The sequence below is a fragment of the Microbacterium plantarum genome (assembly GCF_035231185.1).
GTDB classification, from domain to species: Bacteria; Actinomycetota; Actinomycetes; order Actinomycetales; family Microbacteriaceae; genus Microbacterium; species Microbacterium plantarum.
In genome coordinates this window covers 808,893-831,457 of the sequence record NZ_CP141117.1, presented here as the reverse complement: position 1 = coordinate 831,457, position 22,565 = coordinate 808,893, and the positions used below count along the sequence as shown (strand labels likewise).

The 22,565-nt window shown below is 71.1% G+C and carries 19 protein-coding genes; 4 read left to right on the top strand and 15 right to left on the bottom strand.

Annotated features, from left to right (window positions below):
- Positions 1-10: 10 nt before the first annotated feature.
- Genes VC184_RS03935 through gabT form a run of 7 tightly spaced genes read right to left on the bottom strand, consistent with a single transcriptional unit; the run spans position 11 to position 9,523 of the window.
- Positions 11-1,378: an NAD-dependent succinate-semialdehyde dehydrogenase gene (locus VC184_RS03935; protein WP_323987332.1), complete on the bottom strand. Its 1,368-nt coding sequence runs from the start codon at positions 1,376-1,378 to the stop codon at positions 11-13.
- A gap of 18 nt (positions 1,379-1,396) precedes the next feature.
- Positions 1,397-2,863: an NAD-dependent succinate-semialdehyde dehydrogenase gene (locus VC184_RS03930; protein WP_323987331.1), complete on the bottom strand. Its 1,467-nt coding sequence runs from the start codon at positions 2,861-2,863 to the stop codon at positions 1,397-1,399.
- Positions 2,860-4,419, bottom strand: a complete 1,560-nt coding sequence (locus tag VC184_RS03925; RefSeq protein WP_323987330.1) for an APC family permease — start codon at positions 4,417-4,419, stop codon at positions 2,860-2,862. The genes VC184_RS03930 and VC184_RS03925 overlap by 4 nt, the downstream gene beginning before the upstream one ends.
- Positions 4,416-5,318 (bottom strand): universal stress protein, encoded by a 903-nt coding sequence (locus VC184_RS03920; RefSeq protein WP_323987329.1) that lies wholly within the window; start codon positions 5,316-5,318, stop codon positions 4,416-4,418. The genes VC184_RS03925 and VC184_RS03920 overlap by 4 nt, the downstream gene beginning before the upstream one ends.
- The gene (locus VC184_RS03915) at positions 5,315-6,673 is read right to left on the bottom strand and encodes a flavin monoamine oxidase family protein (protein WP_323987328.1); all 1,359 of its coding nucleotides are present in this window, start codon (positions 6,671-6,673) and stop codon (positions 5,315-5,317) included. The genes VC184_RS03920 and VC184_RS03915 overlap by 4 nt, the downstream gene beginning before the upstream one ends.
- The gene (locus tag VC184_RS03910) at positions 6,666-8,162 is read right to left on the bottom strand and encodes an amino acid permease (protein ID WP_323987326.1); all 1,497 of its coding nucleotides are present in this window, start codon (positions 8,160-8,162) and stop codon (positions 6,666-6,668) included. The genes VC184_RS03915 and VC184_RS03910 overlap by 8 nt, the downstream gene beginning before the upstream one ends.
- Positions 8,163-8,164: 2 nt before the next feature.
- Positions 8,165-9,523 carry a 4-aminobutyrate--2-oxoglutarate transaminase gene (gene gabT, locus VC184_RS03905; protein ID WP_323987325.1) on the bottom strand — a complete coding sequence of 453 codons (1,359 nt, stop codon included), beginning with the start codon at positions 9,521-9,523 and terminating at the stop codon, positions 8,165-8,167.
- 90 nt (positions 9,524-9,613) lie between these two features.
- Here gabT and VC184_RS03900 point away from each other — a divergent pair, with 90 nt between their 5' ends.
- Positions 9,614-11,134: a PucR family transcriptional regulator gene (locus VC184_RS03900; protein ID WP_323987324.1), complete on the top strand. Its 1,521-nt coding sequence runs from the start codon at positions 9,614-9,616 to the stop codon at positions 11,132-11,134.
- Positions 11,135-11,142: 8 nt separating this feature from the next.
- Here VC184_RS03900 and VC184_RS03895 read toward each other — a convergent pair whose 3' ends face one another.
- Genes VC184_RS03895 through VC184_RS03870 form a run of 6 tightly spaced genes read right to left on the bottom strand, consistent with a single transcriptional unit; the run spans position 11,143 to position 16,120 of the window.
- Complete coding sequence (locus tag VC184_RS03895; RefSeq protein WP_114588107.1) at positions 11,143-11,991, bottom strand: MurR/RpiR family transcriptional regulator; 849 nt, start codon at positions 11,989-11,991, stop codon at positions 11,143-11,145.
- A complete protein-coding gene (phnE, locus tag VC184_RS03890) occupies positions 11,981-12,814 on the bottom strand; it encodes a phosphonate ABC transporter, permease protein PhnE (protein ID WP_112616846.1) in 834 nt (277 codons plus the stop codon). Before phnE (VC184_RS03890) ends, VC184_RS03895 begins: the two co-directional genes overlap by 11 nt.
- Positions 12,811-13,611: a phosphonate ABC transporter, permease protein PhnE gene (phnE, locus tag VC184_RS03885; protein WP_274178520.1), complete on the bottom strand. Its 801-nt coding sequence runs from the start codon at positions 13,609-13,611 to the stop codon at positions 12,811-12,813. The genes phnE (VC184_RS03890) and phnE (VC184_RS03885) overlap by 4 nt, the downstream gene beginning before the upstream one ends.
- Positions 13,608-14,426 (bottom strand): phosphonate ABC transporter ATP-binding protein, encoded by an 819-nt coding sequence (phnC, locus tag VC184_RS03880; RefSeq protein ID WP_112616842.1) that lies wholly within the window; start codon positions 14,424-14,426, stop codon positions 13,608-13,610. Before phnC ends, phnE (VC184_RS03885) begins: the two co-directional genes overlap by 4 nt.
- The gene (phnD, locus tag VC184_RS03875; RefSeq protein ID WP_323987322.1) at positions 14,423-15,397 is read right to left on the bottom strand and encodes a phosphate/phosphite/phosphonate ABC transporter substrate-binding protein; all 975 of its coding nucleotides are present in this window, start codon (positions 15,395-15,397) and stop codon (positions 14,423-14,425) included. Before phnD ends, phnC begins: the two co-directional genes overlap by 4 nt.
- Positions 15,398-15,454: 57 nt before the next feature.
- Entirely contained in the window at positions 15,455-16,120 is a 666-nt protein-coding gene (locus VC184_RS03870) for an HAD family hydrolase (protein WP_323987321.1), read from the bottom strand.
- A gap of 80 nt (positions 16,121-16,200) precedes the next feature.
- Here VC184_RS03870 and VC184_RS03865 point away from each other — a divergent pair, with 80 nt between their 5' ends.
- Positions 16,201-16,857: an amino acid deaminase gene (locus tag VC184_RS03865; RefSeq protein WP_323987320.1), complete on the top strand. Its 657-nt coding sequence runs from the start codon at positions 16,201-16,203 to the stop codon at positions 16,855-16,857.
- A gap of 19 nt (positions 16,858-16,876) precedes the next feature.
- On the opposite strand, the gene VC184_RS03860 is transcribed toward VC184_RS03865, so the two are convergent.
- Complete coding sequence (locus VC184_RS03860) at positions 16,877-18,307, bottom strand: helix-turn-helix domain-containing protein (RefSeq protein ID WP_114588209.1); 1,431 nt, start codon at positions 18,305-18,307, stop codon at positions 16,877-16,879.
- 185 nt (positions 18,308-18,492) lie between these two features.
- Between VC184_RS03860 and aceA the strand changes: the two genes are divergently transcribed.
- Positions 18,493-19,800 carry an isocitrate lyase gene (aceA, locus tag VC184_RS03855; RefSeq protein ID WP_323987319.1) on the top strand — a complete coding sequence of 436 codons (1,308 nt, stop codon included), beginning with the start codon at positions 18,493-18,495 and terminating at the stop codon, positions 19,798-19,800.
- A 32-nt stretch (positions 19,801-19,832) separates the two neighbouring features.
- Positions 19,833-21,488: a malate synthase A gene (aceB, locus tag VC184_RS03850; RefSeq protein ID WP_407667126.1), complete on the top strand. Its 1,656-nt coding sequence runs from the start codon at positions 19,833-19,835 to the stop codon at positions 21,486-21,488.
- Positions 21,489-21,525: 37 nt separating this feature from the next.
- Here the strand turns inward: aceB and VC184_RS03845 are convergent, their stop codons facing one another.
- A complete protein-coding gene (locus tag VC184_RS03845) occupies positions 21,526-22,464 on the bottom strand; it encodes a hypothetical protein (protein ID WP_323987318.1) in 939 nt (312 codons plus the stop codon).
- Between the last annotated feature and the right edge of the window lie 101 nt (positions 22,465-22,565).

Genomic DNA, 22,565 nt, shown 5'->3' with positions numbered 1-22,565 from the left:
CCGCGACGGGTCAGGCGCCCGTACGGATGAGCTTCTTGTTCACGAACTCGTCGGCGGCGAGGAGCCCGAGCTCGCGTGAGGTGCCGCTGCGCTTGACTCCGCCGAACGGCAGCCCGGCTTCGTCCGCGAGCACGAGGTTGATGTAGACCATTCCCGCGTCGATCGCATCGGCCACACGCTCAGCCTGCTCGGCATCCGTCGTGAACACGTACGACCCGAGCCCGAACGGGGTGTCGTTGGCGAGCTCGATCGCCTCGGTCTCATCCGCGACGCGGTAGACCACGCCGACGGGACCGAAGAACTCCTCGCGGTAGGCATCCATCTCCGGTGTCACGCCGGTGAGCACCGTGCCCGGGTAGAAGGCGCCGTCGCGGCGTCCGCCGGTCACGAGGGTCGCCCCCTGCGCCACGGCTCGGTCGACCTGCTCCGCCAGCCGCTCCGCCGCCGTCCGCGACGAAAGCGGCCCGAGGACCGTGTCGTCGGCGAACGGGTCGCCGACCTTCGCGTCGGCCAGCGCCGCGGCGAACTTCTCGACGAAGGCGTCGTAGAGTCCATCGACCACGATGAACCGCTTCGCTCCGTTGCACGACTGTCCCACGTTGTCGAGACGCGCCTCGGCGGCCGCCGACACCGCGGCATCCAGATCATCGGTCGAGAGCAGGATGAACGGGTCTGACCCGCCGAGCTCGAGCGCGACCTTCTTCAGGTTGCGACCGGCGATCTCGGCGACCGCCGATCCGGCGCGCTCCGACCCGGTCACCGAGACGCCCTGCACGCGGCGGTCGGCGATCACATCGGCGGCCTGCTCGTTGCTCAGGTACAGGTTCGTGTAGACCCCGGCCGGGAAGCCCGCGTCGCGGTAGATCGCGTCGATCGCGGCGGCGGACTCGGGGCACTGCGGCGCGTGCTTGAGCAGGATGGTGTTCCCGACCGCGATGTTCGGCGCCGCGAAACGGGCCACCTGGTAGTACGGGAAGTTCCACGGCATGATTCCGAGCAGCACGCCGAGCGGGCTGCGCCGGATGACCGCGGCACCCTCCCCCTCGATCGGAATCGGGGTGTCGCCGGTGATCTCGTCGATGTGGTCGGCGTAGTACGCGGTGATGTCGGCGGCGAAATCGACCTCGCCCTCCGCCGCGGCGAGCGGCTTGCCCATCTCGCGCACGATGATGGCGGCCAGATCGTCGCGGCGCTCGCGGTGCAGCTCGGCCACGCTGCGCAGACGGTCTGCCCGCTCAGCCGGCGCGACGACGCGCGACCAGGTGCGGTACGCCTCGTCCGCGGCGGCCAGGGCGCGCTCGACGTCCTCGTCGGTCGCGGGGTCGTACGTCGCCAGCGTCTCGCCGGTGGCGGGGTTGGTCACGGCATACGTGCTCATCGGTTCTCCTTCGTCTCGTCAGTCGGCGGGGATCAGGGTGTACTTCGTCGAGAGGTATTCGTGGATGCCCTCGAGTCCGCCCTCGCGCCCGATTCCCGACTGCTTCACACCACCGAACGGGGCCGCCGCGTTGGAGACGACCCCGACGTTCAGGCCCATCATGCCGGTCTCGAGGCGATCGATCATCCGGTGGCCGCGCGCGAGATCCTGCGTGAACACGTACGACACCAGTCCGTACTCGGTGTCGTTGGCCAGGCGCACGGCCTCGTCCTCGTCGGAGAAGGTCGCGATCGCCAGGACGGGTCCGAAGATCTCCTCGCGCAGGATGTCACTGCCCGCGGCGACCTCGGTCACGACCGTGGGCTCGAAGAACGTCCCCTCCCCGTCGATGGCCGACCCGCCGGTGCGCACCGTGGCGCCCCGCGCGACGGCATCCTCGACGAGCGCGCCCGTCTTCGCGACCGCCGTCTCGTCGATGAGCGGCCCGATCTGCACGCCGTCCTCGGTACCGCGACCGATCTTCATCGCCGAGACGCGCTCGGTGAGCCGGTCGGCGAACTCGTCGGCGATCGACTCGTGCACGATGAAGCGGTTGGCCGCGGTGCAGGCCTGCCCGATGTTGCGGAACTTCGCGAGCATCGCGCCCTCCACCGCCTTGTCGAGGTCGGCGTCGTCGAACACGACGAACGGGGCGTTGCCGCCGAGCTCCATCGAGACCCGCAGCACCCCTTCCGCCGCCTGCTCGATGAGCTTGCGCCCGACCGGGGTCGAGCCGGTGAACGAGAGCTTCCGAAGCCGGGGGTCGGCGATGATGGGCGCGGCGACCTCGCTCGAGCGCGTCGCGTTGACGACGTTGACGACGCCCGCCGGGAGGCCCGCCTCTTGCAGGATCTGGACGAACAACGTCGTGGTGAGCGGCGTGAGCGCCGCGGGCTTGACCACCACGGTGCACCCGGCCGCCAGCGCCGGGGCGATCTTGCGCGTCGCCATCGCGAGCGGGAAGTTCCACGGCGTGATGAAGAACGACGGACCGACGGGACGCTGCGAGACGACCATGCGGCCGGTCCCCTCGGGGTTCAGGCCGTATCGGCCCGAGATGCGCACCGCCTCCTCGCTGAACCACCGCAGGAACTCACCGCCGTAGACGACCTCGCCGCGCGCCTCGGCGAGGGGCTTGCCCATCTCGAGCGTCATCAGCAGCGCCAGGTCCTCCTTGCGCTCCTGCACGAGGTCGAACGCGCGGCGCAGGATGTCGCTGCGCACGCGCGGCGCGGTGGCGGCCCACTCCTCCTGTGCCGCGACGGCGGCGTCGAGGGCGCGGATGCCGTCGGCGGGCGAGGCGTCGGCGATCTCGATGAGCGTGCGGCCGGTCGAGGGGTCGGTGACGGGGAAGGTCGCGCCGCCCTCGGCATCCACCCACTCGCCGCCGATGAAGAGGCCGCGTTCGATTCCCGCCAGCAGTCGTGTCTCGTTCTCGTGCGTCATCGCGCCACTCCTCTCGCGCGCCGGCTCACCGGCGCATCCTTGGTCAAAGTCTCGCCTCGGAAGAACGCGGGGCGCTTCACGGCCTGCCACACCATCACGACGACGCCGACGAGGATGACTCCCACGCCGAGGATGAACACCAGGCCGATGCCGCCGATCTGCGATCCGCTGCCGTACGCCGGATCCATCGTGTCGATGAGCGTCGTGACGAACAGCACCGCCAGGATGACGCCGCCCACGAGCGGGAAGAGGAACGTGAAGAAGACGTTCCGTACCGAGTCGAACCACTGGCGCCGGAAGTACCAGACGCAGGCGAACGCCGTCAGGCCGTAGTAGAAGCAGATCATCATGCCGAGCGCGAGGATGGTGTCCCACAGCACGTTCTCGCTGACGATGCGCATGACGACGTAGAAGCCCGAGGCGACGATCGCCGAGACGATCGTGGCGTAGCCGGGCGTGAAGAACCGGGGGCTCACCTTCGCGAAGCTCTCGGGGAGGGCCCCGTAGTGGCCCATCGCGAGCAGTGTGCGCGCCGGCCCGACGAAGGTCGACTGCAGCGACGACGCGGAGCTGGTGAGCACCGCGAGCGAGACGAGGAACGCCAGCGGGCCGAGGATCGGTCCCGAGAGGTGGAAGAAGACGTTCTCCTGGATGTCTTCGTTGCCGAGTCCGAGCTCGCCCGTGCCGACGCCCGCGAACATGATCATCGCGATCGCGAGCAGCAGGTAGAGAGCGACGATCATGACGACCGTGATCGTGGCGGCGCGCCCCGGCGTGCGCTCGGGGTCCTTCGTCTCCTCGTTCATCGTCAGGGTGACGTCCCAGCCCCAGAAGATGAAGATCGACAGCGACAGCCCGGCGGCGAAGGCGCTGAACGTCGGTACCGCGAAGGGGTTGAACCACGACCAGTCGAACGCCGTGGCATCGAAGGCGTTGCCCGAGACGGCCTCGACGATCGCCGCGATGGCGAACAGCACGAGGACGACGACCTGGAAGGCGACGAGTCCGTACTGCAGCTTCTGCGTCGTCTGCATGTCGCGGTACGAGATGAAGGTCGCGGCGGCGACGAACAGGACGCAGACGAGGACGTTGATCCAGACCACGGAGGCGAGGCCGGCAATCGACTCCTGTCCGGTGAGCTGGGCGATCAGCAGGAAGAGGAAGTCGACGGCGACCCCCGCGAGGTTCGAGAGCACGAGGATCGTGGCGGCGACGAGCCCCCAGCCGGCCATCCACCCGATCCACGGGCCGAAGGCGCGCGTCGCCCACGTGAAGCTCGTACCCGAGTCGGGCATGCGGTTGTTGAGCTCGCGGTATCCGAAGGCGACGAGCAGCATCGGGATGAAGCCGACGAGCACGATCGCCGGCACCTGAGTGCCCACGACGGATGCCGTCGGCCCGACCGCCGCGGTGAAGGTGTAGGCCGGGGCGATGCAGGAGATGCCGATGACGACTGCTCCGATGAGGCCGACCGTTCCGGCGCTCAGCCCCTTCCGGGAGATGCCGCCGGTGACGGGGTCGCCCGCGGGCACCCCCGCCTGTTCTGCTCGGGTCATGCGCTCGCTCCTTCGCGGTCGCTGCGGGTGCGGGGCACCACGATCATGGGGGCGGTGACGACGCGCAGCATGCGCGCCGCCGTGGAGCCGAGGAAGAGCCGTCGCGGCTGCGCGAGACGGCTGGAGCCGACGATGACGACCTCGCCGGCCTCCCATTCGAGGTGCGACACGGCGTCCTCGATGCCGTCGCCGGCCGCGACCACGGCGGTGACCTCGGCCTCGGCCGGAAGAGCTCCGCGGACCTCGTCCAGGACCTCCTGCGCGTGGTTCTGACCGACCGTGCGGATGGCCCCGGTGTCGAGGCCCGCGGGCAGGTCGAGGGCGACGAGCGAGAGCAGCCGCACCGGCGCCGCGGTCGCTGCGGCGAGCCGGATGGTCGCCTCGACGAGGAGCTCGGTGCCCTCGCGCTCGCCCACAGCGGCGGTCAAGCGCGTGATGCCGGTCTCGACCGGAACCCGGCGCGCGCCGCGCGGAACCAGGGCGACCGGCACGTCGGACGAGTGCACGAGCTCGGTCGTCGTCGTGCCGAGCCGGTGCCGGCCCCGATTGCCGCCGTCGGCGGCCCCGACGACGATGAGCGAGGCCCCCAGCTCGTCGGCGGTGTCGATGAGCCCCGCCGCGACCGACTCGCCGTAGCGGACGTGGGCGCGGTGCGACACACCCTCGGCAACCTCCGCGGCGCCCTCCCGCAGCCAGCCGGCGGCCTGCTCGCGCAGCAGCCGCTCGTAGCCGGCATCCGGCGGGACGATCCCCGGCTTCTGGGCGGGGAGCACGAGCACGAGGTGGAGCGCGGCCCCGGATGCCGTCGCGAGGCGACTCGCGAAGGCCACGGCATCCCGCCCCGCCTTGGTCGCGGTGTATCCGACGACGATGCGGCCGCCGGACGCCGAGCGGCTCATGCGCGGTCCGCTTCGAGGATCTCGTCGGCGACGCGGTGGCCCATGCGGATCGCTCCGTCGACGTGCTGGTAGCCGAGTCCGGCGAGATCGCTGCACGCGACGTGCAACGGTGCGACGAGCTCGAGCTGCTCAGCGCCGTAACGGGTCAGGCCGCCGAGGTCGAAGCTCGCAGCGTAGGCGCCGCGCGTCCACTCCTCGCTGCCCCAGTCGCTCTCGTAGTAGACGATCGGGTTCTTCGCCTCGGGTCCGTAGTAGTGCGAGAGCGACTCGAGGATGCGCTCGCGCCGCTCGTCCGCGGAGAGGCGGAAGAGGTCGTCCGCGCTCTGGTCGGACACGAACCCGACGAGCGTGCCCCGCTCGTCGCCGTGGTTGGTGTTGTCGTACGCCTCGTGCGACAGCTCGTACGGGCTGAAGGCGGTGCCCGACAGCCCCTGCTCGCGCCAGAACGGCCGGTCGTAGACGGCGTGCACCTTGATGACGAAGCCCATCGAGAAGTGCTGGTGCATCTGGTGCTTCAGACGCGGCAGCGGCGGCGAGAACGAGATGCGGCTGTAGAGCACCGGCGCCAGAGCGAGCACGACGTGGCGTGCCCGCACCGTGACCTCGTCGGTGCGGACGACCGCACCCGCGTCGGAGTACTCGATCGAGCGCACCGGCTGACCCAGCAGGACGTCCTCGCCCAGCCGCTCCGCGAGGCGCAGCGGCACCTGCTGCAGACCTCCGACGACGCGCTTGTCGAGGATGAAGTCCGCATCGACCAGGTGCGAGTACGAGCCCGCCGACGCCGCCATGAGCAGCGACTGGAGCAGCGAGAAGGTGTGCGTCGGCTTGGTGAGCATCGCCGATCCCGTGGCGAAGGCGAGGTTGCGCACCGCCTCGTCGTCATCGGTTTGCTGACGCAGCCACGCGTCCCACGAGATGCGGTCCCACTCGGCCGCCTTCTCGTGCGCCCACGGCCGGTCGGGGTCGATCTCGGCGACCATCTCGTCCAGCCGCGCGGTGATCTCGTCGATGACGCGCTCGGTCTCCGGCGCCACCGGGAACATCTCGCCGCGGAAGCGCCGCGCCCGCCCGTCCGGACCGACGTACACGCTGTCGCCGTCGCGATACCGCGTGTACGTCTCGAGTCCGAGGTCGGCGAGCGTGTCGATCAGCGCGTGCTGGTCGGGCGAGACCCACTGTCCGCCGAGCTCGAGCATGGCGCCGTCGATCTCGTCGGTCCACAGGCGTCCGCCGACGCGGTCGCGCGCCTCGAGCACGACGACCGACAGCCCGGCCTTCCTCAGGTCGTTCGCGGCCGTCAGTCCGGCCGCGCCGGCTCCGACGATCGTGACGTCGCGGGTGATCTCAGTCATTTCCGACTCCTTCGTTGGCAGAACCCGTGACCGGGGCGACACTCTCCCGGTCGAGCCGACGGGCGCGCAGGTTGCGGCGCACGAGCGGCCAGAACACCAGTAGTACACCGGTGGCGATGAGACTCGTCCACACCTGCGAACGCCCCGACTCGGTCGTGAGCATGACCACCACGACGGCGGCGATCGCGACGATCAGGAAGATGTTGAGCCACGGGTGCAGCCACATCTTCAGCTTGAGCGCGGCCACCTCCTCGGGCGTCATCCGCTGACGCAGGCGCAGCTGGGTGAGGGCGATGAAGACGTACACGAAGAGCGCGACGAGGCCGGCCGAGTTCATGATGAAGTCGAAGATGCCCGACCCCGGCGTGAGGAAGTTCACGAGCGTCGCGATGAGCCCGCCGATGGTCGAGGCCAGCAGCGCCATCACGGGAACGCCGTTGCGCGAGCGCCGCGCGACGAGCTTCGGGGCGAAGCCCTTGTCGGCCAGCGCCGAGAACATCCGCGAGGCCGAGTACAGGCCCGAGTTGAGGACCGAGATGACGGCCGTGAAGATCACGAGCTGCATGATGACGTCGGCCCCGGGGATGCCGAAGCGCGACAGCGCGACCGTGAACGGCGCGTTCGCGACATCCGTCGGCGCCGGCAGCTCTTCCCAGGGCACGACGGTGACGATCACGAGCACCGACCCGACGAAGAACAGCAGGATGCGCCAGATGATCGTGCTGGTCGCCTGCCGGATGCCCTTGGCGGGATCGACGGATTCGGCCGACGCCATGACGGCGATCTCGGTGCCGAAGTACGAGAAGATCACGAGGGCAACGCCGGTGAAGGCGACGCCGATGCCGTGGGGCGCGAACCCGCCGTGCTCCCACAGGTTGGGGACGGCGAAGGTCGCCTGCGGCCACAGCCCGAGGGCGAAGAGGATGCCGGCGCCGAGGAACACGACGATAGCGAGCACCTTGATGCTGGCCAGCCAGAACTCGACCTCGCCGAACGTGCGGACCGAGATGACGTTCGTGCCGACGAAGACCGCGAGCAGGATCAGCGACCAGCCCCAGGAGGGGATGACCGGGAACCAGGTGTGCATCGTCTCGCCGCCGAGCACCGCCTCGTAGGCGAGCACGCCGACCCAGAAGTACCAGTAGAGCCAGCCGACAAGATAGGCAGCCCAGTCACCGAGCCCGACGCGGGCGTACTCCATGAACGAGCCGATCGCCGGACGCGACGCCGCCATCTCGCCGAGCATGCGCATCGCGAGGAAGACCAGCAGACCGCCCAGCAGGTACGACAGGACCGCGGCCGGCCCGACCGTGCGGATGACGTTGCCGGATCCGACGAACAGGCTCGCGCCGATGATGCCGCCGAGAGTGATCATCGTGACGTGGCGCGACCGCAGCTTGTTCGAACGCGCCTTCGTCACCGCCCCGAGCCCCGCGGACGTCTCGGGCGAGACCGGGTTCTCCCAGCCGCTGGAGCTCGGGGCCGCCACGCTCAGGCCCGCCCGAGAGCCGCGGCGATGACGTCGAGACCGTCGTCGAGCAGCTCGTCGCCGATCGAGAGCGGCGGAAGGAACCGGATCACGTTGCCGTAGGTGCCGCACGTGAGGACGATGACGCCCTCCGCGATGCACGCCTTGGCGATCGCCGAGGTCAGCGCGGCGTCGGGGGCGCCGGTGGCGGGGTCGACGAACTCGGCGGCGATCATCGCGCCGAGCCCGCGCACCTCCCCGATGCGGGGGTCGCTCTCGCGCATCGCGTTGAGACGAGCTGTCAGGCGCGCCCCAATCTGCTGAGCGCGCTCGATCAGGCCGTCGTTCTCAAAGGCGTCGATCGCGGCGAGGGCCGCCGCGCAGGCGACGGGGTTGCCGCCGTACGTGCCGCCCAGGCCACCGGGGTGCGAGGCGTCCATGAGGTCGGCGCGGCCGGTGACGGCCGCGAGCGGCAGGCCCGCCGCGATGCCCTTCGCCGTCGTGATCAGGTCGGGGACGATGCCGAAGTGCTCGCTCGCGAACATCGCACCGGTGCGGGCGAAGCCGGTCTGGACTTCGTCGGCGATGAACACGACGCCGTTCTCGCGGCACCAATCGGCGACCGCCGGCAGGAACCCGTCGGCGGGGACGATGAACCCGCCCTCGCCCTGGATGGGCTCGATGATGACGGCGGCGAGGTTGTCGGCTCCGATCTGCTTCTCGATCTGCGAGATCGCGCGGGCCGCGGCATCCGGGCCCGACAGTCCGTCGCGGAACGGATACGACAGCGGCGCACGGTAGACCTCGGGGGCGAAGGGCCCGAATCCGCTCTTGTAGGGCATCGACTTCGCGGTGAGCGCCATCGTGAGGTTCGTGCGGCCGTGGTAGCCGTGGTCGAAGGCGACGACCGCCTGACGGCCGGTCGCCTTGCGTGCGATCTTCACGGCGTTCTCGACCGCTTCGGCGCCCGAGTTGAACAGCGCGGTCTTCTTCTCGTGGTCGCCGGGGGTGAGCCGGTTGAGGGCTTCGGCGACGGCGACGTACGACTCGTACGGCGAGATCATGAAGCAGGTGTGGGTGAACTGCGCGACCTGCGCCTGCACAGCGGCGACGACGGCGGGATGCGCGTTGCCGACCGAGGTCACGGCGATGCCCGAGCCGAGGTCGATGAGCGAGTTCCCGTCGGCGTCGACGACGACTCCGCCACCCGCGGCGACGGCATGGATCGGCGCGGTATGGCCGACACCGGCCGGGACGGCGGCTGCCTTGCGTGCCAGCAGCTCCTCGGAGCGGGGTCCGGGGATCGCGGTGACGACGCGGCGCTCCTGCGGGAGGGTCGGGCCGCCGAGGGGGATGGTCGGCGTCGAGATCGTGGTGCTCATTCCGCGACAGTAAGACGCGCATCGCGCAACCCGCATTCACCGGGTTGTACAGTGATGCCACCTCTTATCGCCAGCACGTACAGGATGCCGATGCCCGCCGCCGCTCCCCCGTCACCGACGATCCGCGCCCTGCTGGCCCGGCGTGAACTCGATCTGCGCCTCGCGACGCCTGCCGACGACGCCAACCTCGACGCGCCGGTGCGCTGGGTGCACAGCTCCGATCTTGCCGACCCCACCCCCTTCCTCTCGGAGGACGTCGTCCTGCTCACCACGGGCACCCAGTTCGCCGGGGACTCCGATGCGGAGGCGGAGGCGGAGGCCTACGTCGGCCGCCTGCGGGCGCGCGGTGTCCGCGGGCTCGGCTTCGGCACGGAGGTGGTCCGCGACGGCATCCCCGATTCCCTCCGGCTCGCCTGCACGACGGCAGGCATGCCGCTGTTCGAGGTGCCGTATCGGACCCCGTTCATCGCCGTCGCCCGAGCCGCCGCGGAAGCCATCGCCGCGCAGGCGTACGCTCGGCGCAGCTGGGCGCTCGACGCGCAGCGCGCCCTCGCGATCGCCGCCCTGCGGCCCGACGGGTTCGACGCGACGCTGGCCGAGCTCGCGCGCCAGCTCGGCGCGTGGGTCGGCCTCTACGACGCCTCGGGGACGCTGACGCACGAGCACTCCTCCGCCGGGTCCGCGGTCGACGGCGATCTGCGCGGGGCCGTCGGGGCAGAGGCTGCGGCACTGCTGCGACGGGGAGGGGGAACTGGCGCGGCGATGCGGTTGGCGGGCCATCCGGTGACGCTGCAGACGCTCGGCTCGGGGGGTCAGCGCGGCGTCCTCGTCACTGCCGGCGCCGAACTCGACCAGGACGCCCGCGCCGTCGTCACCGCCGTCGTCGCGACGACGGGCCTCGCTCTCGAGCAGCGCCGGATGACCGCGGGCGCGTGGAGCGGGCTGCGCGCTGCGCTCGTCGACCTCCTCGCCGACGGGCACCTCGCCCTCGCACGGAAGGTGGCGACCGATGCCTGGGGCGGCTTCCCCGCCGCGCCCTACGTCGTCGCGGTGGCGGATGCGCACGCGCCGACCGGCGCGCGCGAAGTGCTCGACAATCACGCCGCAGGCGGCCGGCTGTTCTACGGTCGCGACGAGGACGGCGTGCTCCTCATCGTCGGGACGAACGAACGGCACCTGCTCGACGAGATCGCCGCGCGGCTGTCGTGGCGACTCGGGACCGCGGCGGCCACGACCGACGACGACGTGACGGCGGCCCGCGACCGGGCCCGGCTCGCGCGCGACCGCGGGCGTCCGGGTGCCGTCACCGATGTCGTCGATGCTCCAGGCGACCTGCTCGACGATCTCGCGACGGCGCCCGCTCGCGCCCGCGCCGGAGCCGAGCTCACCCCGCTGCGCACCCACGATGCACGTCACGGCACGGCGCTCGAGGCGACGCTCGTCGCCTGGCTCGACCACGACGGCGCTCACGAGTCGACGGCGCGCGCCCTCGGCGTGCATCGACACACCGTCCGCACGCGCATCGCCCTGGCCCAGCGCCTGCTCGGCCGCGACCTGTCGAGCTTCGCCGACCGCGCCGCCGTCTGGACGGCCCTCCGCCTCTCCCCCTGACCCCGTGCTCAAGCCCCGAGATTGTCGGAGAGGACCTCGAGCACCTGCGCGCGCACGGCGCTCGCGCCGCCGGGCAGGCGCGCGGCCACCTCGTCGGCGAGAGCCTCGACGAACAGCGCGTGCGCGGCCCGCGACGTGTGCTCGAGCTCATCGCGGAAGCTCGTCCCCGCCGGCGCGATGACGAGCGCGTGCGTGGCCCGTTCGACGAGCGGGGATGCCGCGAACGAGGTGATCGCGATGACGACGGCTCCCCCGGTCGCGGCCGCCGCCGCGGCCCGCAGACTCGCCTCGTTCGCGCCCGAGCCGCTCACGACGATGCAGACGTCACGACTGCCGAGCTGCCGAGCGGAGATCTGCTGCGCGATGACGTCGGCGATCACCTCGGCGGGCCGCCCCACGGCGGTCAGGCGCATCGCGAGATCGCTCGCGACCGGCGACGAGAGTCCGTTGGCGACGACCAGCAGCCTGCCGGCGCCGACCACAGCCGTCACCGCTCGCTCGACCTCGTCAGCCTCGAGCAGGCTCGTCGACGCCGGCAGCGACGCCGCGGCTCGATCGATCGACCTGCGCACGCGCCCGAGCGCCCCGTCGCCGTGGTCGGATGGCGCCGGCGCGGCCGCTCCGAGTTCGGCGGCGAGCGCGACCCGCAGCTGCGGATAGCCGCGGAACCCGAACGTCTGACAGGCGCGGACCACCGACGAACGCGCGACCCCCGCACGGTCGGCCAGCTGCTGCGCGGTGAGTTCGACCACGACCTCGGGCGCGTCGAGGATCACGTCCGCGACGCGGCGCTCGGTCGGCTGCAGCCCGTTGCGGAGCGCCTGGATGCGCACGGTCGGCGGAGCGTTACCGGACACGTGCGCCCTCCATGATCCGTCGGCGGATGCGGCCCGAGATGCCGTCGATCGTCATCGTGACGACGATCACGACGATCAGCAGCATCCCCACCGTCGACCACTCACGGTACTGGGTGTAGGTCGTCAGCATGTCGCCGATCCCGCCGACTCCGATGAGCCCGAGGACGGCCGACGAGCGCACGTTGATCTCGAAGCGGTAGAGCCAGAACGACAGGAACACCGGGGTCGCTTGCGGCCACACGCCCCATCGCAGCACCTGCGCCGGGCTGCCCCCGGCCGCGCGCGCCGCTTCGATGGGTCCGGCGGGGACGGCTTCAACGGCTTCGTACCCCCACTTGCCGAGGGTGCCGATGCCGTTCACCGCGAGGGCGAGCGCCCCCGTGAGCGGCGTGAGCCCGGTCATCGAGAGGATGATGATCGCGAAGATGATCTCGGGAACGGCGCGAATCGTCGAGAACACGAACCGCAGGATCGAGCGCAGCCATGCCGGACCGAACCCTCGGGCCGCCACCAGGCTGAGCGGTGTGGCCACGATAACCCCGAGCACGGTCCCGACCCACGCCATCTGAACGCTCTGCCAGGTCTGCCACAGAGCGTCCGGCAGCTTCTCCCACGTCGGCGACGAGAACATGAGCCAGCCGTAGCGCACGAGCTCGGCGGGCAGGTCAGCCAGCCGCGACCAGGTGATGTCCACCGACCAGAAGGCCAGGATGACGACGATCGTCACGGCGGCGGCGACCACGGTGCGCACCCGTCGACGCGGGCGGGAGGGCACGGCCGGCGCTGACGTGCGTCGCGGATCGGCGAGAACGGGAGCGGTCATGCGAGCCTCCGTCGCAGGGCGGAGCTGGCGGCGTCGATGACGAGCACGACGACGAGGATCTCCAGGATGATGAGCGACAGCTGGTCGTACCGGTAGAAGGTGCGCACGGCGTCGATGATGAGGCCCATGCCGCCGGCGCCGACGAGCCCCAGGACGGTCGACGCGCGGACGTTGAGCTCGAGGACGTACAGCGTCTGCGCCGCGAACGCGGGCCAGGTGTCGGGCAGGGCGAGGGCACGATTGATCTGAAGCTGCGTCCCGCCCGCGGCGCGGCCCGCTTCGAGGGGCCCCGTGTCCATCGCGTCGATCTGCTCGGAGACCAGCTTCACGATGATGCCGACGTTGAAGATCACGAGGGCGAGGATGCCGGGCAGCGCGCCGACCCCGACCATCGCCACCAGGATCGCCGCCGACAGCAGGTCGGGAACGCTCCGGACGATGTTGAGTATCGCGCGGACCGCACCCCGCAGCACCGGGCGCGGGTTGGTCGGCCGAGCCGCCCACAGACTCAGCGGCAGCGAGAGCGCGGCCCCCACCGCGGTGCCGATCACCGCCATCTGGAGCGTCTCCAGCAGCGGGGCGACGGTCCGCGGGAAGAACGTCCAGTCCGGCTGCAGCAACCCGAGCACCTTGTCGGCGCCGTGCTGCCAGTTGCGCGCGATGCCCGACAGGTCGAGGCCGACGCCGATGCCGGGGAGGCAGGTGACCACCGTGATCGCGGTGACGATCCCCGCGACCAGCCACGGCACCGCACGTCCGCGGGGTCGCGGCGGGACGACGAGTGCGGGCGCGCTCATGCGTCGAGCCGGTCCTCGGCCGTCAGCGATCGCCCGTAGATGCCGGCGAAGTCCGCGTCGGAGGCATCCGCTGCCGGGCCGTCGTAGACGACCTCGCCCGCCCGCATCCCGATCAGTCGCACGCCGTAGGTGCGCGCCAGGTCGAGCAGGTGCAGGTTCACCAGCACCGTGATGCCGAGCTCGGTGTTGATGCGCTGGAGGTCTTTCATGACCCCGTGCGCCGTGGGCGGATCGAGGCTCGCGACCGGCTCGTCGGCCAGGACGATGCGCGGCTGCTGCGCGAGGGCGCGGGCGATCGCGACGCGCTGCTGCTGACCTCCCGAGAGAGCGGCGGCGCGATCCCAGACCCGCGGCAGCATCCCCACGCGCTCGAGCGCCTCGAAGGCGAGGCGGCGGTCGTCGGACCGGTAGGCGCCCAGCAGGGTGCGCCACACCGGGGTATGGGCGAGGCGACCAACGAGGACGTTGTTGAGCACGCTCGTGCGACCGGCGAGGTTGAAGCCCTGGAACACCATGCCGATGTCGCCGCGCAGGCGACGCAGCTCGCGCCCACGCGCCGTGTCGACGCGCACGCCGCCGACCTCGAGCACGCCCGAGGTCACGGGGACGAGGCCGTTGATCGTGCGGATGAGGGTCGACTTGCCCGATCCCGACAGCCCGACGACGGCGACCATCTCGCCCGCACCGATCTCGAGCGAGACCCCGCGCAGGCCGAGAGTGCCGTTCGGGTAGCGCACCGTGACGTCGTGCAGCCGGATGCCCGACGGCGATGCCGGGGCCGCGGCCCCGGCATCGCGTGCAGTGGTGTCGGTCACTGCAGTCCGAGCGCCTGCGCGGCGCGTGCGACGACGTCGAGCGACGAGGCGTCGGCGGGTGCGAGCTTCGTGATCGAGTAGATGCTCTGCAGCACCTCCGAGCCCTCGGCGGTGTTCGAGAAGTCCTCCAGCGCGGTCGCGATGCGCTCGCGCAGCTCGGGCGAGAGGTCCGAGCTCAGCGCGACACCGTCGTTCGGGATCTCCTCGGTCATCGCGAACACGACGACCTTCTGCCCGACGTCCGGGGTGTCCTTCTTCACGATCGTGCGCGCGTCCCAGAAGCTGAACCCGACTTCGGCGTCACCGTTGTAGACGGCGAGCACGGACGCGTCGTTCGCGGTCACGGGCAGCTGATCGATGTCGCTGTCGGTGTTGAGCCCGGCCTCCTGCAGCGCGAGGATCGGGTAGATGTAGCCGGCGGGCGACCCGGGTCCGAGCACGGCGACCTTCGCGCCCTTCACCTTGGTGATCGAGTCGAGGCCCGCGGGGCCCGTCATCGCGTCGGCGCCGTTGCAGAAGAGCATCCCGTCGCGCTCGACGGGAGCGTCGTCGCAGTACTTGTCGGGGTTGTTCGTCATGAACTGCGCGGGGTAGCTGATGTTGCCGTTGCGCTCGGTCTGCAGCACGACGTCAGCGCCGTACATGTCGTTGGCCTGCCACAGCTGCAGCGACGGGAGGAAGCCGATCTGCGCCTGGCCGGCGCCCATCGCCTCGACGGCGGCCTGATAGTCCTTCGAGACCACACCGGTGACCTCGATGCCGAGCTCGTCGCTCAGGTAGTCGGTGAGCGGAGCCGCGGTCTCGACGAGCCCGTTCTGGTCCTGCGAGGGGACGAGCGCGAGCACGAGCGACGTCGGGTCGGCGGCGGCCTCAGGGGTGTCACCGGCGGCGGGCGAGCCCGCGCAGCCGGCGAGGGTGATGGCGGCGATGGCGCTGACGGCGGCCGCGGCGAGAAGTCGGGTGGTGCGCATGAGTGGATGTCCTTCGGGTGAGGGGTGGGAAAGGAGTGGTGTGAGAGGTGTACGGAGTCAGGGGGCGGATGCCGCGGCCCACGCTTCGATGCGCGGCAGCAGTTCGGTGAGCGTGTCGGCGTGGAAGGTCGGGGATGCCGCGGCATCCGTCCACGGACCGACGAGCGCGGTGTCGTGTCCGCGCCGGTGCGCGGGCTCGAGGTCGTTGCGCCAGATGTCGCCGACCGCGAGCACCCGGCGGTCACGGACCTCGGGCGCGTCGAGCAGCCGTTCGAGTCCGGCGGGCTTGCCCGCGTCGGTGACGATGCGCGCGAAGGCGTCGCCGAGCCCGAGCGCGTCGAGGGTCTCCGCGACGCGGGTCGCCGGGGCATTGGTGACGAGGACGCACTCGGCCGGCAGGCGTTCGGCGACCGCGGCGAGCCCGACCGGCGCCTCGACGGGAGCGAGATCGGTGCCCAGCAGTGCGCGGCTGTCGAGGTAGGCACGCGACAGCGCCTCGGCGCCGACCCCCGCATCCTCGGCGACGAGGCGGATGACGTCGTACGCGTCGAGGGGCGCCCCGGCCCCGGCGGGTCGGCCACGCAGTCCGTCGTCGACCCGGGCGAGGAACCGGTCGGGCTCGCCGGAGGCAGCGGCGGCAGCACGCGCGTAGGCGAGCACCGGCCCGTCGCCGAGGGCGACGGTTCCGTCGAAATCGAAGATGATGAGAGCAGGGTTCGGCACGGATCGGACTTTCTGAGTGGACGCTTCGTCCATCGTTAGGTGCACACGTGGACACAAATCCCACAGTCGATGAACTGCGGATGAACGAGATCCGACGACTCGATGCGGCGGCCGCGACCGCCGCGCGCGGCGACGCCGGGCAGGCGTTCGACGCGGTGCCCTGGCTCTCGCGATCGATAGCCCGGGATGCGGCATCCGGTCGCTTCGCACGCTGGTCGCGGTCGACCATCGTCGACGAGAACGTCGGTGCGCCCGTGCTCGACCGTGCGGTCTTCGACCGGCTGCACGACCTCGCCGGCGAGCCGAGTGCCTGGCCGGTCGGGAACGCGGGCCTCCTTCACGTGTACGGCTACCTGCTCTCGCTGACGCCGACGCCGTACGGCCTGAAGCGCGAACGCTGGCTCGGCCCCGAGCTCGCCCGCGCGTTCGGGCTCGCCGACGCTGCGTTCGCGCCCTGGGCGGACGGGCCGACGCTGCTCGAACGGGTGACGGACGCGGCGACGAGCCTGCTCCGCTCCCCCGCAGCGGCGCGGTCCGAGGCCGGCGGCGAGTACGTCACCGTGCTGTCGGCATCCACCGGTGCCGCCGCGCTCGTGTACGCGCGTGTCACCGACGACGGCATCCGCCTGGTGACGACCTTCCCCGTCGCCGACGCTGCCGCCGTCCTGACCGCGATCGACACTGCCTCGCCCGCCCCCGGCACCCCCTACCGCCCCCGGTGGAACGCCGCTCCCTGACCCGAGTCGACGGGGTGCTTCAGGAGGGGGCGTGCGCCTCCAGGAACGCGTAGAGGTCGGTCGTGTCGACGCCCGGGAAAGCGCCGGTCGGCAGAGTCGCCAGCAGCGTGCGCGGGGTCTTCACGTTCGGCCACGCGGCGGCACGCCACCGCTCCTCGAGGTCGGCCGGCGCACGTCGGCAGCACACGTCGACCGAGTGCCGTGACACCCCGCGATGGGGTGTGTCGCGCCCGAGGAACCACTTCGTGTCATCGAACCGCACGCCGACGCTGACCGAGTGCGCGCCCTCGCTCGAATGCTCGACGCGAGCCGTGCACCAATAGGTCCCGTTGCCGGTGTCGGTGTACTGGTAGTACGGGTTGAAGCGGTCATCGACGTCGAAGACCGCGCGGCTCGTCCACTCCCGGCAGCACAGCTGCCCCTCGATGGCGCCGAGGCGGTCGGTCGGGAAGTCGACGTCGTCGTTCTCGTACGCCTTCGTGATCGTCCCCGACTCGTGAACCTTGAGGAAGTGCACAGCGATGCCCAAATGCTCCGTCGCGAGGTTCGTGAATCGGTGCGCGGCGGTCTCGTACGTCACCGAATACGCGTCGCGCAGATCCTCGATGGAAATCGCGCGCCGCTCCTTGGCCTCGCGCAGGGCGGGCGCGGCATCGGCCTCGGGGATCAGCAGGGCACCGGTGAGGTAGTTGGTCTCCACCCGCTGCCGCAGGAACTCGTCGTAGCTGGCCGGCTCGGTGTGACCGAGGATGCGGCTCGACAGCGCCTGCAGCACGGCGGTCCGCGGATCGGCGGACGTCGCGGCAGCGAGGCGGCTCGACAGGTAGAGCCGCCCATGGGCGAGGTCGGCGACGCTTCTGGTCGTCTGGGGCAGATCCGCGACGTAATGGATGCTGAAGCCGAGATGCCCCGCGATGTCGCTCGCGGTGCGCTGCGTCAGCGGCCCGCCCGGGTGCCCGACCGCCGCCAGCAGCTCCCGCGCCTGCTGCTCGAGCTCGGGGAAGTAGTTGTTCTGCGTCCGCATAAGACGCCGCAGGGCGACGTTGGCGCGCCGCGCCTCCTCGGGAGTCGCCGCGCGCTCGTCGTGCAGCCGCTCGATCTCGCCCTGCAGCGCGAGAAGGGCGCGCAGCACCTCGTCGGGCACGGCGCGCGGGATGCGGAACGGCGTGATCCCGGCGCTTCGGAACGTCGGCCCCGCCATCGCGCGGGCGACCTCGATCTCCAGGGCGGCACGGGGATCCAGCTCCTCGGACTCGAGGAGCGCATCGAGCGAGGTGCCGAGGGCGCGCGCGATCGTGCGGAGCAGCGAGAGCTTCGGCTCGCGGCGACCGTTCTCGATCATCGAGAGCTGGCTCGGCGCACGCCCGACGGCAGCGGCGAGGTCGTCGAGGGTCATCCCTCGTCCGGTGCGGATCTGCCGGATGCGCCGGCCGATCGTGAAGGCGTCCATGTCCTCATCGTCGAGCGCCACGCCCGCGGCGGCGACGGCGTCCTTGCGCGTCATGGCGGGATTCTGTCACGAAAGCAGAAGATCGGCCGATCTTCTCCTCGAACCCGGCGGTGCTGCGCCCGGTAGTTCGCCCACAGTGGTCTCCACGACGGGCAGAGCCGCCCGTTCTGACGAAGGAGACCGACATGACCACGATTCCCGCTCCGGGTCCGCTGCGACCCGGCGACCAGGTTCAGACCGCTGCCGAGCTCGAGGAGCTGTGGCAGACCGACCCCCGCTGGGACGGCATCGAGCGCACGTACCGCGCAGACGACGTCATCCGGCTGCGTGGCTCCGTCCGTGAGGAGGCCACCCTCGCCCGCCGGGGTGCCGAGTCGCTGTGGAACCTCCTCCACACCGCGGAGTACGTCCGCGCCCTCGGGGCCTACACGGGCGGCCAGGCCGTCCAGCAGGTGCGCGCTGGCCTGAAGGCGATCTACCTGTCCGGCTGGCAGGTCGCCGCCGACGCGAACCTCGCCGGGCAGACCTACCCCGACCAGAGCCTGTATCCCGCCAACTCCGTGCCCGCCGTCGTGCGGCGCATCTCGAACGCGCTGCTGCGACAGGACCAGATCGAGCACGCCGAGGGCGGCCGCACCCGCGATTGGCTCGCCCCGATCGTCGCCGACGGCGAGGCGGGGTTCGGCGGTCCGTTGAACGCCTACGAGCTCGCGGCATCCCTCATCGCCGCTGGTGCCGCCGGCACGCACTGGGAGGATCAGCTCGCGAGTGAGAAGAAGTGCGGCCACCTCGGCGGCAAGGTGCTGGTGCCGACCGCTCAGCACATCCGCACGCTCAATGCCGCGCGGCTCGCCGGGGATGTCGCGGGCGTGCCTGCGATCGTGATCGCGCGGACCGACGCGCTGGGCGCCGACCTCATCACGAGCGACGTCGACGAGCGCGACCGCCCCTTCCTCACCGGCGAGCGCACGAGCGAGGGCTTCTACCGCACCCGCGCCGGGATCGACCCCGTCATCGCGCGCGGCCTCGCGTTCGCGCCCTACGCAGACCTGCTGTGGGTCGAGACCGGCGAGCCCGACATCGAGCTGGCCCGCGAGTTCGCCGCAGCCGTCCACGCGGAGCATCCCGGCAAGCTGCTCGCGTACAACTGCTCGCCGAGCTTCAACTGGAAGCGGCACCTCAGCGACGCGCAGATCGCGACGTTCCAGGCGGAGCTGGCCGAGCTGGGCTACCGGTTCCAGTTCATCACCCTGGCCGGATTCCACGCCCTCAACCACTCGATGTTCGACCTCGCCCGTGGCTACGCCGACCGTGCAATGAGCGCGTACGTCGAGCTGCAGCAGGCGGAGTTCGACGCCGAGGCGCACGGCTACACCGCCACCCGCCACCAGCGCGAAGCCGGCACCGGCTACTTCGACGCCCTCTCGACGGCGCTCAACCCCGACAGCGCCACCCTCGCCCTGGCCGGATCGACCGAGGCATCCCAGTTCTGACCCGAGCGTCACAGATCACAGGAGACGAGACCATGACCATCACAGAGACTCAGAGCCGGCGGCGCACCTGGACGGGGCCCGTACCCGTGCAGACGCACGAACCCGCGATCGAGGTGCGCGGCGAGATGCACCCGCGCTTCGACGAGATCCTCACGCCCGACGCGCTCGACTTCGTCACGGCGCTGCACGACCGCTTCGCGGGGCGACGGCACGACCGCCTCGCCGACCGGATGCGGCGCCGCTTCGAGATCGGCAACGGGGCCGACCCATCGTTCCGCAGCGACACCGCGCACATCCGCGAGGACGACTCGTGGCGCGTCGCGGGTGCGGGCCCGGGCCTCGAGGACCGCCGCGTCGAGATCACGGGACCCACCGATCCCAAGATGACGATCAACGCCCTGAATTCGGGCGCCCGCGTGTGGCTCGCCGACCAGGAGGACGCCACCTCGCCGACCTGGCGCAACGTCATCGGCGGGCAGCTGTCGCTGCGCGACGCGATCCGCGGTGAGCTGGAGCACACCGGTCCCGATGGGCGGCGCTACACCGTCACCGCCGAGCGCACGCCGACGATCGTCATGCGCCCGCGCGGCTGGCACCTCACCGAGAAGCACCTCGCCTACACCGACCGCACAGGGCGCGCCCTCGACGCATCCGGGTCACTCGTCGACTTCGGGCTCTATGCGTTCCACAACGCCGTCCGGCTCGTCGAGAGCGGCCGGGGACCGTACTTCTACCTCGCCAAGCTCGAATCCAGCGCCGAGGCGCAGCTGTGGGACGACGTCTTCGCGTTCACGGAGCGCCGGCTCGGACTGGCCCACGGCACCATCCGGGCGACCGTGCTGATCGAGACGCTGCCGGCGGCGTTCGAGATGGACGAGATCCTCTTCGCTCTCCGCGACCACTGCGCGGGCCTGAACGCCGGACGGTGGGACTACATCTTCTCGATGATCAAGAACTACCGCGGGCGCGGAGCCCGGTTCGTGCTGCCCGACCGCAGCGCGGTCACGATGACGGTGCCGTTCATGCGGGCCTACACCGAGCTGCTCGTGAAGACCTGCCACCGCCGGGGCGCGCACGCGATCGGCGGAATGAGCGCCTTCATCCCCAACCGGCGGAACCCCGAGGTCACGCGCGCCGCGTTCGAAAAGGTCGCCGCCGACAAGCGTCGCGAGGCCGGCGACGGTTTCGACGGCACGTGGGTCGCGCACCCCGACCTCATCCCGATCGCGCGCGCCGAGTTCGACGCCGTGCTCGGCGACCGCCCGAATCAGCTCGACCGGCAGCGCGACGACGTCGAGGTCGCAGCATCCGAACTCATCGACTGCCACATCGGCCTGCCGATCACGACCGCCGGTGTGCGCGCGAACGTGTCCGTCGCCGTGCGCTACCTCGAGGCCTGGCTGCGCGGGATCGGCGCCGTCGCGATCGATGACCTGATGGAGGATGCCGCCACAGCCGAGATCAGCCGGTCGCAGATCTGGCAATGGATCCACCAGGACCGCACGACGGATGACGGCACGCCGATCACCCGCGCCTGGGTCGACGAACTGGTCGACGACGTCATCGCCGAGGTCGAGCGCCGCGACGGCGACCGCTTCGACGATGCCGCGGCCCTGTTCCGCGAGGTCGCGCTCGGCTCCGAGTTCCCCGCGTTCCTGACCCTCCCCGCCTACGCGAAGTACCTCTGAGCCGCCTCCCCTAGCCCCCGTCGGGGCTGGGGGGAGGTCAGGGGGACAGGAGGGGGATCAGAGACGGAGGGGCGGGGCGGGTCTGGAAGTCGCTGCCGACGATGCGCTGACAGCCGTCGAGCTCGACGGTCACAGTGAGAGGCGCGCCGCCCGCGGCGGCCGTGACGTCCGGGTGGACGACGACGAAACGGGATGCCGTCTCGGAGCAGTGCGCGCCCGTGGCCCGAGCAGCCGCGGCTTCGAGAACTGCAGCGGCCTCGTCAGCGTCGAGCGAGAAGGTCGCCGCGAACAGGCCCCCATCCCCGACGACGGTCGGCGTGCTGGCCGGGGCTTCGACCTGATAGACGCACACCAGGGCGCCGGCGACGTCGACCGGCGGTTGCGTCTCGGTCGGCGTCCACCGGAGGACGTTGAGCGGGGCCACGCCCGCACGCGTCGCGCAGCCGGCCGCCGTCGCCTCGTGCAGTTCGACGCGCCCCGCCCCCGAGAACGTGCGGTCGACGACTTCGAGCCGAGCCAGAGCGGCGAGAGGTTCGTCCTCCTTGGGTCCGCCGCACGCCGTCAGGGGGAACGACATCGGCACGAAGCGTCCCGCCGCATCGGTCGCCCAGATCGCGCGGAACCCGTACCCGACGGCGGGGCACACCGCTGCCGGCCCAGGATCGCTGGGCGCCGCCATCGCGTCGAGGAATTCCGTGAGGTCGCCCTCGTAGCGCCGCACTTCGTTGCCGGCGATGACGCCGTCGGCATCCTCGCGCGTCACGCCGTTGGCGCACTCCAGCACCGCGATGACCTCGAAGTCCTCAGGAACGAGACCGGCGCCGGGAAGCGGGTTGAGGATCGGGTCCGGGCACGACATCGTGTCGGACACGGTCGCCACCTCGCGGACAGGCGGCGGTCCGAGCGGGATCGACGCGCACCCCGCCAGAAGCAATAGCGTGGCCGAGCCCGTGGCCGAGCCCGTGGCCAGCGCCACCCGCATCCGCATCCCCGCTGCCCTCCCCTGCCCTGTTGCTTCCGTTCCCTCCCACGCTACGACAGCGCCCGCTCCCGCACGTGACGACCCCATAACGAGGG